The sequence below is a fragment of the Thermocatellispora tengchongensis genome, assembly GCF_014202315.1.
GTDB lineage: Bacteria > Actinomycetota > Actinomycetes > Streptosporangiales > Streptosporangiaceae > Thermocatellispora > Thermocatellispora tengchongensis.
Map to the genome: position 1 here is coordinate 89,500 of NZ_JACHGN010000015.1, position 17,739 is coordinate 107,238.

General features: G+C 69.0%; 10 protein-coding genes. 6 read left to right on the forward strand and 4 right to left on the reverse strand.

What is annotated here, in order from left to right:
• Nucleotides 1-57: 57 nt before the first annotated feature.
• Nucleotides 58-1,359, reverse strand: coding sequence for a hypothetical protein (locus HNP84_RS31395; protein ID WP_185053565.1), 1,302 nt, complete (start codon nucleotides 1,357-1,359; stop codon nucleotides 58-60).
• A 347-nt stretch (nucleotides 1,360-1,706) separates the two neighbouring features.
• Between HNP84_RS31395 and HNP84_RS31400 the strand changes: the two genes are divergently transcribed.
• Together HNP84_RS31400 and HNP84_RS31405 are read left to right on the forward strand one after the other, a co-directional pair.
• Entirely contained in the window at nucleotides 1,707-2,612 is a 906-nt protein-coding gene (locus HNP84_RS31400; protein ID WP_185053566.1) for an aldo/keto reductase, read from the forward strand.
• Nucleotides 2,613-2,775: 163 nt separating this feature from the next.
• Entirely contained in the window at nucleotides 2,776-3,654 is an 879-nt protein-coding gene (locus HNP84_RS31405; protein ID WP_185053567.1) for a helix-turn-helix transcriptional regulator, read from the forward strand.
• Here the strand turns inward: HNP84_RS31405 and HNP84_RS53725 are convergent, their stop codons facing one another.
• The 3 genes from HNP84_RS53725 to HNP84_RS31420 all read right to left on the reverse strand — a co-directional run bounded on the left by HNP84_RS53725 (nucleotide 3,655) and on the right by HNP84_RS31420 (nucleotide 8,191).
• Nucleotides 3,655-4,887, reverse strand: coding sequence for a CE1 family esterase (locus HNP84_RS53725; protein WP_185053568.1), 1,233 nt, complete (start codon nucleotides 4,885-4,887; stop codon nucleotides 3,655-3,657).
• 20 nt (nucleotides 4,888-4,907) lie between these two features.
• The gene (locus tag HNP84_RS31415; RefSeq protein WP_312926159.1) at nucleotides 4,908-6,698 is read right to left on the reverse strand and encodes a family 43 glycosylhydrolase; all 1,791 of its coding nucleotides are present in this window, start codon (nucleotides 6,696-6,698) and stop codon (nucleotides 4,908-4,910) included.
• 161 nt (nucleotides 6,699-6,859) lie between these two features.
• Nucleotides 6,860-8,191 carry an extracellular catalytic domain type 1 short-chain-length polyhydroxyalkanoate depolymerase gene (locus HNP84_RS31420; protein WP_185053570.1) on the reverse strand — a complete coding sequence of 444 codons (1,332 nt, stop codon included), beginning with the start codon at nucleotides 8,189-8,191 and terminating at the stop codon, nucleotides 6,860-6,862.
• 712 nt (nucleotides 8,192-8,903) lie between these two features.
• Between HNP84_RS31420 and HNP84_RS31425 the strand changes: the two genes are divergently transcribed.
• From HNP84_RS31425 to HNP84_RS31440, 4 genes are all read left to right on the forward strand, one after another.
• The gene (locus HNP84_RS31425; protein WP_185053571.1) at nucleotides 8,904-10,403 is read left to right on the forward strand and encodes an endo-1,4-beta-xylanase; all 1,500 of its coding nucleotides are present in this window, start codon (nucleotides 8,904-8,906) and stop codon (nucleotides 10,401-10,403) included.
• A 1,062-nt stretch (nucleotides 10,404-11,465) separates the two neighbouring features.
• Nucleotides 11,466-14,192, forward strand: a complete 2,727-nt coding sequence (locus HNP84_RS31430; RefSeq protein WP_185053572.1) for a beta-L-arabinofuranosidase domain-containing protein — start codon at nucleotides 11,466-11,468, stop codon at nucleotides 14,190-14,192.
• A gap of 5 nt (nucleotides 14,193-14,197) precedes the next feature.
• The gene (locus HNP84_RS31435; RefSeq protein WP_221336984.1) at nucleotides 14,198-16,207 is read left to right on the forward strand and encodes an RICIN domain-containing protein; all 2,010 of its coding nucleotides are present in this window, start codon (nucleotides 14,198-14,200) and stop codon (nucleotides 16,205-16,207) included.
• 35 nt (nucleotides 16,208-16,242) lie between these two features.
• Entirely contained in the window at nucleotides 16,243-17,679 is a 1,437-nt protein-coding gene (locus HNP84_RS31440; RefSeq protein WP_185053573.1) for a glycoside hydrolase family 10 protein, read from the forward strand.
• Nucleotides 17,680-17,739: the final 60 nt, after the last annotated feature.

Below are 17,739 nucleotides of genomic sequence, written 5' to 3' on the forward strand. Positions count from 1 at the left end.
CGATTGCGCGCGACGCTCGCCGCCCCGGGCGGCCGGCCGGGCCAAGCGACCTCGCGCTCATGAGGGAGCCCGTTTCAGGTCGATGACCTGGTCACCCCGCCCGGGATAGATCATGATCAGCAGGTGTTGCGGGGTGAACGCGTCCCAATCGGGTTCGCGGTAGTGCACCCGTACACGGTAGTGGCCCTTCCCGGCGACGGCCAGGTTCGGCAGTTCGGGCTCGGCCATCGGATCCCGGAGCACGAAGTCCCCGGTGGGGCTGTGGTAGCCGACCTCGATCACCTGGTCCCAGCCCTTGACCTCCACCGGTGGACGGCGCCGGTAGACCTCGGTGGTGACACACGCCTCGTATTCCGGGGAGAAAGAGATCGACAGGTGGCCCGGCGCACTGCCCACCAGGTCTCCGTGCATGACGGACACCTCCTGTGCGGAGTCCTCATGGTCCTCATAGGCTTCCATGCCGATCTCGGAGAATTCGCGAACGTGCGCCACGAGGACGGGCTTGATCCGGGGCCGGTGACGGGAGCGGTCGCAGATGGCCTGGGCGGCGGCCTCGCGGCGGGCGTACGCGGCCTCTTGGGCGGTGATCTCGCGCAGCACGTCGGCCGCGGCGGGAGGGCAGATCGACGCGATGGCATGCACGTAGTGAGTCACGCGCGGGTAGGCGGCGCACTGCGCCCGGCCGTAGGCGAGCAGGGCGTGGTCCGGGACGGCGTCGAAACCGTGACCTTGGCGGGCGGCGCACAGGAACGCCTGTTCACCGATCGGCACCCGGGGAGTGCCGGGGGTGGTGGGCGGACATGAGCCGGGGGCGGCGATGGGGCCCGAGCCCAGGTCGGCCGTCGGCACCAGCCCCAGCACGGCCAGTGCCGCCGCGACCGCACCCGTCCGCCGGAACCAGCGTGCCCGCGCCAGTCTCCGCAGCATGGTGCGCAACCGATGGCGTGGCCGCCGCACGGCTGAGAACACGCACAGAGCGGCCGCCGTGGCCGCCAGGTTCGGCCCGACGAGGAGCGAGGCCCCCTCGGGCCCGCCCCACTCCGAGAAGAGGCATCGGCTGTCGCCGGCCACGTCCACGAGGAAGGCCAGGGGGCCGACGCCGTGCGCCACGAGCGCGGTGGCGGCAATGGTTCGCGCACTCACCCGCCCGATCCGGGGACGGCCGATGCGCGTGCTCAGCCAATGGGCGGTGAAGGCGAGGGCCACCGCCGGCACGGCCCCGTAGAACAGGAGCGGCACGAACGCGACCACGTCCCACAGGGGATTGTCCTCCCCCATGTAGAACTCCCCGCCGGGACAGAATCCGCCGGGACCGAAGTACGACCAACCGAATTCCGGCACCAACAGACCGGGGGCCATCCCACCGACGGCGATGGTCAGGGCCGCGGCCCACCATGTCCACGATCTCCGTGACATGAATCGCCAACCTACCGCCCGATCCGTGCGGCGCGAGCCCGCCTGGCCCAGGAGGTGACGCGGATCGAGACCGCGTCCGCGCCGATGCCCGGCCGACCGGCCGTGTCGCCGAGAAGGTGCGATTGCGCCGGTGCCGGCGTCTGACCGTCATCGACGCGGCGTCGGGGTGGACTCGCAGTACCTGTATAGGCCGGACCTCGTGCGGCGTCAGGACGCGGTGCTTGTCTGGGCACGTGGGCCCCGCATCTGTCCTGAGGGCCCGACTCCGAGATGAGAGAAGAAGGATCGTCATGACCGCTGCACCTCTGCTCACCCTCAACAACGGCGTCACCCTGCCGGCGCTTGGGTTCGGTGTGTTCCAGAGCGCGCCGGAGGAGACCACCGCGGCAGTGGAGGCCGCGCTGGCCACCGGTTACCGCCACATCGACACCGCGGCCGTCTACTTCAACGAGCGCGAGGTCGGAGAGGGCATCCGGCGTTCGGGCGTCGAGCGCTCCGAGGTCTTCGTCGAGACGAAGGTGTGGATCACCGACTACGGCTACGAGCAGACCCTGCGCGCGTTCGACAAGAGCGCGCGGAAGCTGGGCGTGGACCAGATCGACCTGCTGATCCTGCACCAGCCGCTGCCCTCGGCCTTCGACATGACCGTCGCCTCCTACCAGGCGCTGGAGAAGCTCCTCGCCGACGGCGGGGTGCGCGCGATCGGCGTCTCGAACTTCACCGCCGACCACCTCAAGACACTCCTGGAACGCACCGAGATCGTGCCCGCCGTCAACCAGATCGAACTGCACCCGTACTTCACTCAGCGCGACATGCGGCAGGCGCACGTGGAACACGGCATCCTCACCCAGGCATGGTCGCCCATCGGCGGCGTCACCTTCTACCCGGACAACTTCGGCTGGAGCCCCGAGAACCGCACGAGCACGCTCACCGATCCGGTGATCCGTGGCATCGCCGAAGCGCACGGCAAGACCGCCGCGCAGGTGATGCTCGCCTGGCACCTGCAGCAGGGGCGCTCGGCGATCCCGAAGTCGGTCAAGCCCGAGCGCATCGCCGAGAACTTCGACGTGTTCGACATCGTGCTCGGCCCCGACGAGCTGGCGGCGCTCGACGCACTGGACAAGGGCGTGCGCAACGGCCCCGGCCCGGAGGCCATCACGCTGGAGACCGGCGACTGGCCGATCCCGGAGGCGTGACAAGCGCCGTCCACCGGCCGCAGCCGCTGAGCGGCGGCTCGCGTCCCCTGCTCAGCGCTGCGGAGACGGCCGGACGGCGGTGTCCTACGACGCGACGGCGACCGAGGTTCCGTGTAATGCCAGTGCCTCCCTCACCCGGTTGGCCCTGAACTAGCCTTGCGGCATGAGTCTGCAGAACGACGTGCGTGACTTCCTGAGATCCCGTCGTGCCAGGATCACACCGGAGGAGGCGGGGCTTCCCGCGTACGGTGGGATACGCCGTGTGGCGGGACTGCGCCGCGAAGAGGTCGCGCTGCTGGCGGGCATGAGCGTCGACTACTACAACCGCCTTGAGCGCGGGAACCTCCGGGGCGTGTCGGAGGGCGTTCTGGACTCGGTCGCACGTGTCCTGCGGCTCGACGAGGCCGAGCACGCGCACCTGCGGGATCTCGCTCGTGCCTGCAACGCCGCGCCGGCCAAGCGGCGTCTCGCCGGCCCGCGGAGTGTCCGCCCGAGCCTCCAGCGGCTGCTGGACGCGATGACCGAGGCCGCGGCCGCGATCTTGAACAGCCGGCTGGACGTCCTGGCGGCCAACCGGCTCGGACGCGCCCTGTACCTCGACGCGCTCGACCAGCCGGAGCAGCCGGGCAACCTGGCGCGCTTCGCGTTCCTCGACCCCCGCAGCAAGGACTTCTACACCGACTGGGAAACGACCGCCGCCGACACGGTCGCGATCCTGCGCTCCGCCGCCGGCGGCAATCCCTACGACCGTGACCTCTCGAATCTCATCGGCGAGCTGACCACGCGCAGCGAGGACTTCCGATCCAGATGGGCGGCGCACAACGTCCGCTTTCATCGCACCGGCACCAAGAGGCTGCACCACCCGGTCGTCGGCGATCTCGTCCTGTCGTTCGAGGCCATGGACCTCAGCTCGGATCCAGGTCTCGTGCTCCTGGCCTACACCGCCGAAGCCGGCTCCACCTCCGAGGACGCCCTGCGGATGCTCGCGAGCTGGGCCGCGACGCACCAACAGCACGGGAGCGCGCATGTGAGCCCCTCCTGATCAGGAGGCGTCGCACGACAGGGCCGGTGTGGCGGGGACGCCGCCGGCGGTGAAGCCGAACGTGGTGGTGCCGTTGGCCGCGATGGAGCCGTTGTAGGACTCGTTGCGGACGGTCACGGCGGCCCCGGAGCCGGAGCGGACGCCGTTCCACAGGCTGCTGATCGTCTGCCCGCCCGGCCAGGTCCAGCTCACCGTCCAGCCGTTGACGGCGCTGTCGCCGGCACGGACGGTGACGGTGGACTGGAAACCACCGGACCAGGAGTTCACGGTCTGCATCGTGGCCGTGCATCCGCCGCCGGGTGACGGGGTGCTGCCGAACTGGGAGAAGAACTTCCACACCTCGGTCTTGGTCCAGGTGGTGACGCCGTTATCGGTGTAGGTCCCGTCCACCGGGGCCGGCGTGTGACCGTTGTCGTACGCGGCCCAGACGACCGGATATCCGTCCCGGCACCCCGAGTAGGCGGTGACGATGTGGCTCCGGCTGCCCGGACTCGGCTCGGGCGGGTTCTGCGCGGTGCAGCCGTTGTTACGGACGAACCTGTCACGCAGCGACCGTCCCAGCGAGATGTCGAGCACCGTGTCCCCGATGCCGTGCAGCCCCAGGTACGCGATGGGCTGGGTTCCGCCGCTGCACCCGCTGAGCTGCGCGCCCGAGAAGACCGCGACCGCCCGGAAGACGGTCGCCCGCGAGCACGCGAGTGAGAAGCTCATCCCGCCGCCGTAGCTGAAGCCGGTGGCGAAGCGCTGCGAGGTGTCGACGCAGAGATCCGCCTCGATGAGCCGGATCATGTCATCGACGAAGGTGACGTCCTCGCCGTTGGTGTTCGCCCAGCCGTTGTTGAGGCCCTGCGGCGCGACGAAGATCGCGCCATTGTTCGACAACTGCCTGAGGCCGTAGAAGGACCAGGGATATCCGCTGCTTCCGCCGGAGTCGACGTCGGCGGCGGTGCCGCCCCGCCAGTGGAAGCCGAAGATCAACCGGTAGGGGGTGTCGCTGCGGTAGTTGTCGGGAAGCCGGAGGATGAAGGAGCGGTTCTTGCCGCTGCTCTGAATCGAGTGCGTACCGCTCCTCAGCGTCGGGGTCTTGCCGCATCCGGCGGTGGTCGCGCGAGTGCCGAGCTCCGCGGAGGCCGTGGCGCCGCCCGCGTCGCCGCTCAGCGCCGGACGAGCTGTGGTCAGAACGAGAAGTGCCGCGACCGCGAGTGCTGCGAGAAGCGAGCTGTGCCGTGACATCAGTCGACTCCGATTCGGGATCACTGGAATGAGGCGTCGTCGATGGAGAAGCCATCGATGCCCGCCGTCGTCTCGACGTAGAAGGTGGCCCGGGTCAGCGTCCCGCTCCATGACACGGTCGCCGTGCCGGTGAGCTCGGTCCAGCCGCCGGAGTTCACCGTCGTCGCCGGCGTGAGCGGGAGGTAACCGGTCGTGCCGTCGGCGGTGACGGCCAGGGTCGCCTTCGCGCTGGGCGTTCCGCTCTGTGACCGCACCCAGACGCTGGTGGTGTAGCTCTTGCCGTTGGTGAGCTTGGCGGTCACGTCCTGGGTGGTGCCGTTCCATGACGCCGTGCGCCCGGTTATGGTCAGCGCCCGCGCGCCGCCGTGCACCGGGCTGGTGACGGACGACAGGGTTCCGCCGGACGCGCCCCAGCCGGTCGTGCCGCTCTCCATGTCGCCGTTGGTGAGCAGGTTCCCGCCGGTGCCGGTGCCGCCGGTGAACTGCCACCAGTTGACGTTGAACAGGTTGCCGCCGCCGCCGGTGTACTTGAAGTACAGGTCATGGGTGCCCGTCGCGCCGGTCACCGGGCAGGTGACCGTGGTCCACGTCTGCCAGCCGCCGGTGCCCGGCACGGTGCAGGTGCCCACCAGCGTGCCGTTGACGCCGCCGAGGCGGAGCTCGATGCGGCCGCCGCCGGTCGCCGAGGCGACCCGAGCGCTGAAGGACGTGGCACCGGCGCCGAAGGCGACGCCCTTGACCTTGATGTAGTCGCCGTTCTCGATCCACCCGACGTTCATGCCGCCCTCGCTGGAGGGTTCGGTCTCCACGCCGGACTCCCAGGCGATCGTCTCGGCCTCCTGGCGGACGTAGGGGTTCAACGTGCCCACCTGCGGAGCCCCGGTCGTGGTCATGTTGATCGTGGGGATGGTTCCGTCGGCGTTGTAGGCGAACTTCTCCACGGCCACCGAGCGGGTGAAGCCGCCACCGCCCGGCAGGGCGCCGTTGTGGTAGAAGAAGTAGGACCCGCCGTTGAAGTCGATGATGCCGGGGTGGTTGGTGAAGCTGCTGCCCTGCGTGGGCATGACCGTGCCGCGGTAGGTCCACGGGCCGGTGGGGCCGGGGGCGGTCGAGTAGGCGATGAACTCCGAGCAGCACCTCGCCGCGAAGACGTTGTAGTAGAGGCCGTTGCGCTTGTAGACCCAGGGCCCCTCTTCGTACAGGGTCGGACGGCTCGGGTTGCCGGTGCGGGTGCCGAAGCCCGCGGTGGTGAGCGGGATCTGGGTGGGGCTGCCCGAGTACGAGATCATGTCGGCGTTGAGCCTGACGTACCACAGGTTGGGGTTGCCCCAGTACAGGTAGGCCTGCCCGTCGTCGTCGATGAAGACCGTGGGGTCGATCTCGCCGTTCCTGACCAGGGGGCGGCCGATGGCGTCGGTGAAGGGCCCGGTGGGACTGTTCGAGACCCCGACGCCGATGGCCATCTGGCCGCTCGCCCGGTCTTTCACAGGTACGTACCAGTAGAACCTGCCGTTCCTGTAGACGGCCTGGCCCGCCCAGGCGTCCGCGCTCGCCCAGCTGAAGGTGGCGACGCTCATCGGCGAGCCGTGGTCGGTCCAGTTCACCATGTCCGCGGACGACCAGACCCGCCACTCCTTCATGGTGAAGTACGTCGAGCCGTCCTCGTCGTGCCCGGTGTAGAGGTACACCCGGCCGTTGTGCACCAGCGGGGCGGGGTCGGCGGTGTAGATCGTCTGGACGATCGGATTGTCCGCCCTGGCCGTGCCCGGGATCATCGCCACGGCGCAGAGCAGCGCCACGATCACAAGCACACCGCGCCTCGATATGACGCCGAGCCGGAGGGGGGATGCGGCTTTCATGATCACCTTCTCTGATGGAGCGGGCACATGCCCGGCCGCGGTCGCAGCGGGTCCGTCGGCCTCGGCTCCTCGCCCAGGGCCGCCGGCGTCGTCGGGCGAGAGGCCGCGGTGCGTCAGGTGCGGGTCCAGCGTTGGCCGGCACCGCCGCCGCAGGACCAGAGCTGCAATCTGGTGCCGTTGGCGGTGCCCTGGCCCACGGCGTCCAGGCACAGCCCGGACTGCACCCCCGTGATGGTGCCGTCGGAGTTCAGGCGCCACTTCTGGTTGTCGCCACCCCAGCAGGAGTAGATCTGGATCCTGGCGCCGTTGCCGTTCCCTCCCGCGTCGAGGCACTTGTTGCCGTAAACCCTGATCTCGCCGGCCGGGGTGACGGTCCACTGCTGGTTGCTCTGCCCGTGGCAGTCCCACAACTGCACCGGCGTGCCGTCGGCGGTGGCCGCGTTGGGCACGTCCAGGCAGCGGCCGGAGCCCACTCCCCTGATCTGCCCGGCGCCGTCACCGGGCGTGACGGTCGGCGTCGCGGTGGGCGAGCCGGCGTCCAGACCGAAGAAGCGGATGGCGTGAGCGGCCATCCCGGTGCGCGGCAGATCGTGGCCGGCGCCGGTGATGGTGTACGCCTCGACCTGCCCGGAACCGAAGACCCGCCGGGTCCACCCGGATTGCGGGCTGTCGGTGGAGGTGGGGGTCTGGCTGAGTCCGTGCACGTTGGTCCACTGATCGACCTCTTCCTGCAGCATGGTGTAGGGCAGCACGGAGTCGGCGGTGCCGTGCCAGGCCATCAGGCGCGGCCGGGGCCCGGTGTAGCCGGGGTAGGCGTTCCTGACCAGGTCACCCCACTGCTGCGGCGTCTTGTCCCCGCACCCGGCGGGCCCGAGGCAACCGAAAGGAACACCCGCGAACGGCGCGCCGGCCTTGAACACGTCCGGGTACGTCGCGAGCAGGTTGATGGTCTCCATCGCTCCGGAGGAGAAACCGGTGGCGAACACCCGCTGCGGGTCACCGTTGTAGCGTTGCAGCACGTAGTTCGTCATGGAGACGATCGACACCGGATCACTGCCGCCGCCGTGGCGCAGGGCCTCGCTGGACCACACGTCGAAGCAGTTCGACATGCCGTTGACGCTCTTGTTCGCCTGTGGGTAGATGACGATGAAGCCGTACCGGTCGGCCAGTGAGGCGAACTCGGTCCCTTGGTGGAAACCGGGAGCCCAGCCGTTGCACCCGTGCATCGCGACCAAGACGCCCGGCCGGGATGCCACTCTGTCGGGGACGTAGAGGTACATCCGCAGACCGCCGGGGTTGGCTCCGAAGCTCGTCACTTCGGTCAGCACCGCCGCCGAGGCCCGCGGAGCGGCCGTGAGGAACATGGACAGAGCGGTGGCCACCGCCGCGATCAGGGCCACCATGCCGACTCCGATGCCGGTGTACCTTCCAGCACGCGTTCTCATTGGCTGCGCTCCTTCTCGTTGTTCCGCCTCACTCCGGGGACGCCGTCACAGCGGAGACGCGTTGCAGCGGGGCGTGCGCCTGCGCGGGACGGGCGGCCTGGCGTAGCCGGTGGCGGTGAGCTGCTGCGGGCCGGGGCCTGCGACGCGCAACGAGGCGAGGACCCGCGGGATGTGGCGCCTGTACGGGTCTCGCGGGGCCGCGGTCGTCACCGGGGGTCGGGCGACGCGGCTGTTAACGCTAACAGGCAATTCTCTGATCGAACGTCCTCCTCCTCTGGGGGCGGGAGGTGGTGGCGGAACGGAGCAAATACGAGGCGGAAACGTACTGTCAAGAAGTCCCGGGCCGACGGCGGACCGGACGTGAGCCGCGGCCGGGCACGCTCACCTCGTGTTACCGGGTCCGGCCGCGGTCGATGGGCGCCAGCATCGCCGTGAAACTTTCAGCCGGGACCCCGGGCGGCGAGGCTGGCCGAAACATTTTCGAGAATAAGGCCACTACAACACGGTAAGCGCGAGCGAGCGACGCCGAAAGTTTCTACATCTCCCTTGACAATTTTCGGGGAGATTCCCACACTGAGTCCCCGAGGCGATCTCCCCTGCCAGATCGGTGGTGCGCGGCAGGGGCTGCCCTCACGACGCCCATCTGGGCATCGATCCTGCGGGTGTTTCCCGCACGCTCCCTTCCCATGATTCGCCTTATGGAGGCTCAGGCATGAGCGTCAACGCCATGTCCCCACCTACCGCCCGACGCTCCCTCGGCGGGCGCCGACGGGCGCTGATCGCCGGCGCACTCGGCCTGATCACGGCGCTGGCGGTGCCCATGATCCCCGCCGATGCCGCCGAGAGCACGCTGGGCGCGGCGGCCCAGCAGAGCGGCCGCTACTTCGGCACCGCCATCGCCGCGGGCAGGCTCGGCGACTCCACCTACACGACGATCGCCAACCGCGAGTTCGACATGGTGACGGCCGAGAACGAGATGAAGATCGACGCCACCCAACCCCAGCCGGGCCAGTTCAACTTCAGCCAGGGCGACCGCGTCTACAACTGGGCCGTCCAGAACGGCAAGCGGGTCCGCGGGCACACCCTGGCCTGGCACTCGCAGCAGCCCGAGTGGATGCGGAACATGTCCGGCGGCGCCCTGCGGCAGGCGATGATCAACCACATCAACGGCGTCATGGCCCACTACAAGGGCAAGATCTACGCCTGGGACGTGGTCAACGAGGCCTTCGCCGACGGCAACTCCGGCGGCCGGCGCGACTCCAACCTGCAGCGGACCGGCAACGACTGGATCGAGGTCGCCTTCCGCACCGCGCGGAACGCCGACCCGGCGGCCAAGCTCTGCTACAACGACTACAACATCGAGAACTGGACGTGGGCCAAGACGCAGGGCGTCTACAACATGGTCAGGGACTTCAAGGCCCGTGGCGTGCCGATCGACTGCGTCGGCTTCCAGGCCCACTTCAACAGCGGGAGCCCGTACCACAGCAACTTCCGCACCACGCTGCAGAACTTCGCCGCCCTCGGCGTCGATGTGGCCATCACCGAACTGGACATCCAGGGCGCGTCGCCCACCACGTACGCCAACGTGATCAACGACTGCCTGGCCGTGCCCCGCTGTGTCGGCATCACGGTGTGGGGCGTGCGCGACAGCGACTCCTGGCGCCCCGGCGACACCCCGCTGCTGTTCGACGGCAACGGCAACAAGAAGCCCGCCTACACCGCGGTGCTCAACGCCCTCAACGGCGGCACCTCCACGCCGCCGCCGGACGCGGGGCAGCTCAGGAGCACGGCCTCGGGCCGCTGCGTGGACGTGCCCAACTCCAGCACCACCGACGGCACCGCGGTGCAGCTGTGGGACTGCCACGGTCAGGCCAACCAGCAGTGGACGCTGACCGCTGCCGGGGAGCTGAAGGTGTACGGCGACAAGTGTCTCGACGCCGGGGGCACGGGCAACGGCGCCAGGATCCAGATCTACTCCTGCTGGGGCGGCGACAACCAGAAGTGGCGCATCAACTCGGACGGCTCCATCGTGGGCGTGCAGTCCGGGCTGTGCCTCGACGCCGTCGGCGGCGGCACCGGCAACGGTACGGGGCTGCAGCTCTACACCTGCTGGGGCGGCAGCAACCAGAAGTGGACCTACAACGCGGGCACCACATCCCGCACCTCCACCTCCACCACGACCGCGCTCGGAGCCGCACTGGCCTCGAACTGAGGCACGGCCTGGACCCGGGACATCAGTCACGGGGAGCCCCTGCCGGATGCAGCACCTCTAGCAGGGGATGGATCCCAACGCCGGGGGCGACCACAACTCCCTCCCCCGGCGCCTGGGCCTGCCGACCCGGACCGACTCCACCTGCTGATCCTCCCCGCGTGACGATCCGTCCTCGGGCGCGACCCGGTAGCCGGGACGCGCCCGAGGCGTCTCGCGTTGGGCCGAGGGAGCGCACGCCGGTTCCTGCGGCCCGTCAACCGCGCCCAGGGCAGAAACTTAATCAAGATCAAGTACGGCCTCGGCCACGCCCACGGAGCAGCCGTGGCCCGGCCGGCGGCGAAGTCCGGCACCACCCCCGCGCCGCCCTCTTCTGATCAGGCGGCTCCCCTTGAGCCGAGCCGCGCAGCGTGTCGCGGCCGTGGCCCTCATCTCGCGCGGGATCACGCCAGAACCGAAGGCGATCACGCCACGTCGCATGGCCACGACTCGTCGCATGGACACGACTCCGACGACGGCAATTTAACCCCGCACACTCCGCAACTTACCGGGTTGCCACCCGGTAACTTCAATGAAACTTTCAGATGTGCGAGCCGTGCGACGCGATCTTCTTCCGAGGCGAAACCCTAGGCGGGAAGGCGTTCCGACGGCGGCGCCCGAGTCGGCGCGGAAGATCCCTCGTTGACGCCGGACCGGACCGTCGGATGTACTCCGCGACAACGCCTCAACGGAGTGGGCCACACAGCTCTCCGCAGGAGCTAGATGTTAGCGCTAACACCCGTGGCCATCTCTACGACCCAGTGAAGGAGCCCTGGATGTCCTCCCTCATCCCCGGCGACGGCACAGGACCCACCGTTCGCCGGCATGCCGCGCCCGCCACAGCTCCACATCGGCCCCAGATGGGCATCGATTCGAACGGCCATGCGTGTTAGCGCTAACAGCAGCACCGGGAGCGGTGTCTACGCACCGGCGAGCAGGGACGACCTATCCGAGGCCGAGGGCCTGACCCGGTGAAACGTGACCGGCGACGGCCGGTCACCACCCCCCATCTCCAAGGAGTTCCGCATGTCCTTGAGCCGTCGTCAGCTCTTACAGGCCGCAGGGGCGGCCGCCGCGCTCTCGGTCGCCGGCCAGGTGGCCGGCGCATCTCCCGCTCTGGCCGCAGTCCCCTGGGCCAGAGCCGACATCGGCGTCTCGGCCTACGAGTTCGAGCTCGGCCAGGTCCGGCTGACCTCCGGCCGTTGGCTGGAGAACCAGAACCGCACCCTCAACTACCTGCGTTTCGTCGATGTCGACCGGCTGCTGTACGTCTTCCGGGCCAACCACCGGCTGTCCACCAACGGGGCGGCGGCCAACGGCGGCTGGGACGCGCCCACCTTCCCGTTCCGGTCCCACATGCAGGGCCATTTCCTGACGGCGTGGGCGCAGGCGTACGCCGTGCTCGGCGACACCACCTGCCGGGACAAGGCCGAGTACATGGTGGCCGAACTGGCCAGATGCCAGGCGAACAACGGCGCCGCCGGATTCAGCAGCGGCTACCTGTCCGGTTTCCCGGAGTCGGACATCACGGCCGTGGAGAACCGCACCCTGAGCAACGGCAACGTGCCGTACTACTGCATCCACAAGACCATGGCCGGGCTGCTGGACGTCTGGCGGCTGATCGGCAACACCCAGGCCCGGACCGTGCTGCTGGCCCTGGCGGGATGGGTGGACGCCCGCACGTCGCGACTCGGCTGGAGCCAGATGCAGGCCATGCTCGGCACCGAGTTCGGCGGCATGAACGCCGTGCTGACGGACCTGTACCAGATGACCGGCGACTCCCGGTGGCTGTCCACGGCCCAGCGGTTCGACCACGCGGCCGTGTTCGACCCGTTGGCCGCGGGCCAGGACCGGCTCAACGGGTTGCACGCCAACACGCAGGTGCCCAAGTGGATCGGAGCGGCCCGCGAGTTCAAGGCGACGGGCACGACCCGCTACCGCGACATCGCCGTCAACGCCTGGGCCATCACCGTCGGCGCGCACACCTATGTGAACGGCTCCAACAGTCAGGCCGAGCACTTCCGCGCCCCCAACGCCATCGCCGCCTACCTGACCAGAGACACCGGCGAGGCGTGCAACACCTACAACATGCTCAAGCTGACCCGGGAGCTGTGGCTGCTGTCGCCGACCCGGGCCGACTACTTCGACTACTACGAGAACGCCCTGCTCAACCACCTGATCGGGCAGCAGAACCCGGCCGACGCGCGCGGGCACGTCACCTACTTCACCCCGCTCAACCCCGGCGGGCGGCGAGGTGTCGGCCCGGCCTGGGGCGGAGGCACCTGGAGCACGGACTACAACTCCTTCTGGTGCTGCCAGGGCACCGGGATCGAGACCAACACCAAGCTGATGGACTCGATCTACTTCCACAACGGCACCACGCTGTTCGTGAACCTGTTCGTGCCCTCCACCCTCAACTGGAGCCAACGCGGAATCACGGTCACCCAGACGACCTCCTACCCGGTCGGCGACACCACGTCGCTCCAGGTCACCGGCAACGTGGGCGGATCGTGGACGATGCGCATCCGCATCCCGGCCTGGACCCAGGGCGCGACGATCAGCGTCAACGGAGTCCAGCAGAACATCGCCACCACGCCGGGCACCTACGCCGACCTCACCCGCTCGTGGGCGTCGGGCGACACCGTGACCGTGCGGCTGCCCATGCGGGTGGTCATGAAGGCCGCCAACGACAACCCCAACGTGCAAGCCGTCACCTACGGCCCGGTCGTGCTGTCCGGCGACTACGGCAACAGCAGCCTGTCGTCGGCCCCTGCCCTGAACACCTCCTCGATCACCCGGACCAGCACCTCCTCCCTGGCCTTCACGGCCACGGCCAACGGGGCGTCGGTGCGGCTGGGCCCGTTCTACGAGGCTCACGACCACAACTACGTCGTCTACTGGAACACCGGTGGCCAGGGCGGCGCCGGCTCGGCCGGCTTCCGGCTGGTCAACGTGGCCAGCGGGCTGGTCCTCGGCATCCAGAACATGTCCACGGCCGACGGCGGCCTGGCCCTGCAGTGGACCGACAACGGCACGGCCGACCACGACTGGGTTCCCGTCGTGGACGGCAGTGCCCTGCGGTTCCGCAACGTCCACAGCGGCAAGGTGCTCGGCGTCGAGAACATGTCGACCGCCGACAATGCCCGGGTGCTCCAGTGGGGAGACACCGGCACCGCCGACCACCGCTGGACGATCACCGACGTGGGCGACGGCTCCGTCAAGATCCGCAACGTCCACAGCTCCAAGCTGCTCGCCATCCAGAACGGCTCGACCGCCAACGGCGCCCAGGTGGTCCAGGACTCCGACAACGGCAGCCCCGACAACCAGTGGCGATTCATACCGAACGGCGCGCGGCGTATTCAGAACGTGGGCACCGGGATGGTGCTCGGCGTCACCGGCATGTCCACGGCCGACGGTGCGCTCGTCATCCAGTGGGGCGACACCGGCACCGCCGACCACCTGTGGACGGCGATCATCGACACCGGCGGCTACCTGCGGCTGCGCAACTCCAGCAGCCAGAAGGTGCTGGGCGTGGAGAACATGGGCACCGCTGCCGGGTCGCGCGTCGTGCAGTGGGCCGACAACGGCACCGCCGACCATCGCTGGCGGCTGCGCTACGGGTCGGGCGCCGCTTTCCGCATCCAGTGCGCCAACGGCGGACGGGTCCTCGGCCTCGGCGGCACCTCGCAGGGCGCGCAGGTGGTGCTCGCCGACGACAACGGCGCGACGAACAACCTCTGGAGGTTCCTGTGAGGCGCGTGCTCGCGGTTCTCTCGTCCCTGCTTCTCCTGGGCGTCTTCCTCACGCCGCAGGCGTCGGCCGCGACGGTCGACACGAACACGTGGTACGTGCTGGTGAACCGCAACAGCGGCAAGGCGCTGGACGTGTACAACCTGTCCACCGCCGACGGCGGCCGGATCACCCAGTGGTCCAGGAACAACCAGAACCAGCAGCAGTGGCGGTTCGTCGACTCCGGCGGCGGCTACTACCGGCTCAAGTCCCGCCACTCCGGCAAGGTGCTCGACGTCTACAACTGGTCCACCGCCAACGGCGCCGCCATCGTCCAATGGGCCGACCACAACGGCGCCAACCAGCAGTGGCGCCTGGCCGACTCCGCGGACGGCCACGTACGGCTGATCAACCGCAACAGCAACAAGGCCCTCGAAGTGCAGGGAGCCTCCACGGCCGACGGCGCGAACATCGTCCAGTACGACGACTGGGGCGGCGCCAACCAGCAGTGGCAACTCGTCCCAGTGGGCAGCGACAATCCAGGCGGCACCTACACCAACCCGGTGGTCTGGCAGGACTTCGCCGACGGCGACATCATCCGGGTCGGCGACACCTACTACTACTCGGCCTCGACGATGCACTACTCGCCGGGCGCGCCGATCCTGCGCTCCTACAACCTGGTCGACTGGGAGTACGCCGGGCACTCGGTCCCGAGGCTCGACTTCAACTCCGCCGCCTACGACCTCAACGGCGGGCGGGCGTACGTGAAGGGCATCTGGGCCTCGACCCTGAACTACCGGCCCAGCAACAGCACCTACTACTGGATCGGCTGCGTCGAGTTCAACCGGACCTACGTCTACACCGCCTCCGCCGTGGACGGCACCTGGACCAAGCGCTCGCAGATCAACAACTGCTACTACGACGCGGGCCTGCTGATCGACACCGACGACACCATGTACGTCGCCTACGGCAACGGCACCATCAGCGTGGCCCAGCTCTCCCCCGACGGGCTCAGCCAGGTGCGCGCCCAGCAGGTGTTCCAGACCCCGAGCAGCGTCGGCACCCTGGAGGGCGCCCGCTTCTACAAACGGGGCGGCTACTACTACATCTGGCTGACCCGCCCCGCCAACGGCCAGTACGTGCTCCGCTCCACCTCGCCGTGGGGCCCGTACGAGATGCGCCAGGTCCTGCTCGACATGCCCGGCCCCATCTCCGGCGGCGGCGTGCCGCACCAGGGCGGGCTCGTCCAGACCCAGAACGGCGACTGGTACTACATGTCGTTCGTGGACGCCTACCCCGGTGGCCGCGTCCCGGCGCTCGCCCCGATCACCTGGACCGGTGACTGGCCGGTCGTGCAGACCGTCAACGGCGGCTGGGGAGTCAGCTACCCGAGGCCGAACATCCAGACCAACCGGACCGTCGCGTCCATGATCGGCCCCGACACCTTCTCCACGGGCAGCCTCGGGCACCGCTGGGAGTGGAACCACAACCCCGACACCAGCCGCTACTCCACCGGCAACGGCCTGCGCCTGCAGACCGCGACCGTCACCGGCGACCTCTACAGCGCCCGTAACACGCTGACCCACCGCATCCAGGGCCCGTCCTCGACGGCGACGATCGAGCTCGACTATTCGCAGATGTCCAACGGGGACCGCGCAGGGCTGGCGATGCTGCGCGACCAGTCCGCCTGGATCGGCGTCAAACGCGACAACGGCGTCACCCGGGTCGTGATGACCAACGGCCTGACCATGAACAGCTCGTGGCAGACCACCGGCACCGGCACCGAGGCGGCGAGCGCGAACATCTCGGGCGGCCGGATCTGGTTGCGGGTCAGCGCCGACATCCGGCCGGGTTCCGGCAGGCAGGCGCGCTTCTCCTACAGCACCGACGGCACCACCTTCGTCAGCCTCGGCCCGGCCTTCACGCTGAACAACGCATGGCAGTTCTTCATGGGCTACCGCTTCGGGATCTTCAACTACGCCACTCAGTCGCTCGGCGGCGCGGTGACCGTGCGCCGCTTCGACCTCACCACCCCCTGACCCAGCACGACGACAAAGGAAGGCTCCGACCGTTCATGAGACGACTGCTGTCCCTGCTCACCACCGGGCTGGTCGCCCTCGGCCTCTCGGTCGCGCTCTCCGGGCCGGCCGAGGCCGCCTCGACCCTGGGCGCATCCGCAGCCGAGCGAGGCGGCCGCTACTTCGGCGCGGCCGTGGCCGCCGGCAGGCTCGGCGACTCGACGTACGTGAACATCCTGAACCGGGAGTTCACCTCGGTCACCCCCGAGAACGAGATGAAGTGGGACGCCACCGAGCCGTCCCGGAACTTCTTCACCTACACCGGCGCCGACCGGATCGTGAACCACGCGCTCGGGCGCGGCATGAAGATCCGCGGGCACGCCCTGCTGTGGCACGCGCAAATGCCGGACTGGGCGGAGGCCCTGTCCGGCTCGACCCTGCGCAGCGCCATGATCAACCACGTCACGCAGGTCGCCGCCCACTACCGAGGCAAGATCCACTCCTGGGACGTCGTCAACGAGGCCTTCGCCGACGGCGGCAGCGGCGGCCGGCGCGACTCGATCCTCCAGCGCACCGGCAACGACTGGATCGAGGCGGCCTTCCGGGCCGCTCGCGCCGCCGACCCGGGCGCCAAGCTCTGCTACAACGACTACAACACCGACGGGATCAACCCCAAGAGCACCGCCATCTACAACATGGTCCGCGACTTCAAGGCGCGCGGGGTGCCGATCGACTGCGTCGGTTTCCAGTCCCACCTGGGCACCTCGCTGTCCGGCGACTACCAGGCCAATCTGCAGCGCTTCGCCGACCTCGGCGTGGACGTCCAGATCACCGAGCTCGACGTCGCCTCCGGCCCCAACCAGGCCGCCATCTACGCCTCGGTGACCCGCGCCTGCCTGGCGGTCTCCCGCTGCACCGGCATCACCGTCTGGGGCATCCGCGACAGCGACTCCTGGCGAACCGGGGAGAACCCGCTGCTGTTCGACTCCTGGGGCAACAAGAAGGCCGCCTACACCGCCACCCTGGACGCGCTCAACGGCGGCTCGTCCAACCCGGGGCCGATCGACACCAACGCCTGGTACGTGCTGGTCAACCGCAACAGCGGCAAGGCCCTGGACGTCTACAACCTCGCCACCAACGACGGCGCCCGCATCACCCAGTGGACCCGCAACAACGGCAACCAGCAGCAGTGGCAGTTCGTCGCTTCCGAGAGCGGCTGGTACCGGCTGAAGTCGCGGCTGTCCGGCAAGGTCCTGGACGTCTCCAACTGGTCCACCGCCAACGGCGCCGCCATCGTCCAGTGGAGCGACCACAACGGCGCCAACCAGCAGTGGCGTGTGGCCGACAGCGGCGGCTACGTCCGCCTCATCAGCAGGCACAGCGGCAAGGCCCTGGAGGTCCAGGGAGCCTCCACCGCCGACGGCGCCAACATCGTCCAGTACGACGACTGGAACGGCGCCAACCAGCAGTGGCAACTCGTCCGAGTCGGATGAACAGTCGGATGAACAGGAGCACATCATGAAACTCAGATCACTGGCCGTCCTCGGGACGGT

What these genes read in the sequence shown, in the direction of transcription:
- HNP84_RS31425 (WP_185053571.1), top strand. Translation starts at nt 8,904, where the DNA reads ATGAGCGTCAACGCCATGTCCCCACCTACCGCCCGACGCTCCCTCGGC.
- HNP84_RS31420 (WP_185053570.1), bottom strand. Translation starts at nt 8,191, where the DNA reads ATGAGAACGCGTGCTGGAAGGTACACCGGCATCGGAGTCGGCATGGTG.
- HNP84_RS53725 (WP_185053568.1), bottom strand. Translation starts at nt 4,887, where the DNA reads ATGTCACGGCACAGCTCGCTTCTCGCAGCACTCGCGGTCGCGGCACTT.
- HNP84_RS31440 (WP_185053573.1), top strand. Translation starts at nt 16,243, where the DNA reads ATGAGACGACTGCTGTCCCTGCTCACCACCGGGCTGGTCGCCCTCGGC.
- HNP84_RS31400 (WP_185053566.1), top strand. Translation starts at nt 1,707, where the DNA reads ATGACCGCTGCACCTCTGCTCACCCTCAACAACGGCGTCACCCTGCCG.
- HNP84_RS31405 (WP_185053567.1), top strand. Translation starts at nt 2,776, where the DNA reads ATGAGTCTGCAGAACGACGTGCGTGACTTCCTGAGATCCCGTCGTGCC.
- HNP84_RS31395 (WP_185053565.1), bottom strand. Translation starts at nt 1,359, where the DNA reads ATGGCCCCCGGTCTGTTGGTGCCGGAATTCGGTTGGTCGTACTTCGGT.
- HNP84_RS31430 (WP_185053572.1), top strand. Translation starts at nt 11,466, where the DNA reads ATGTCCTTGAGCCGTCGTCAGCTCTTACAGGCCGCAGGGGCGGCCGCC.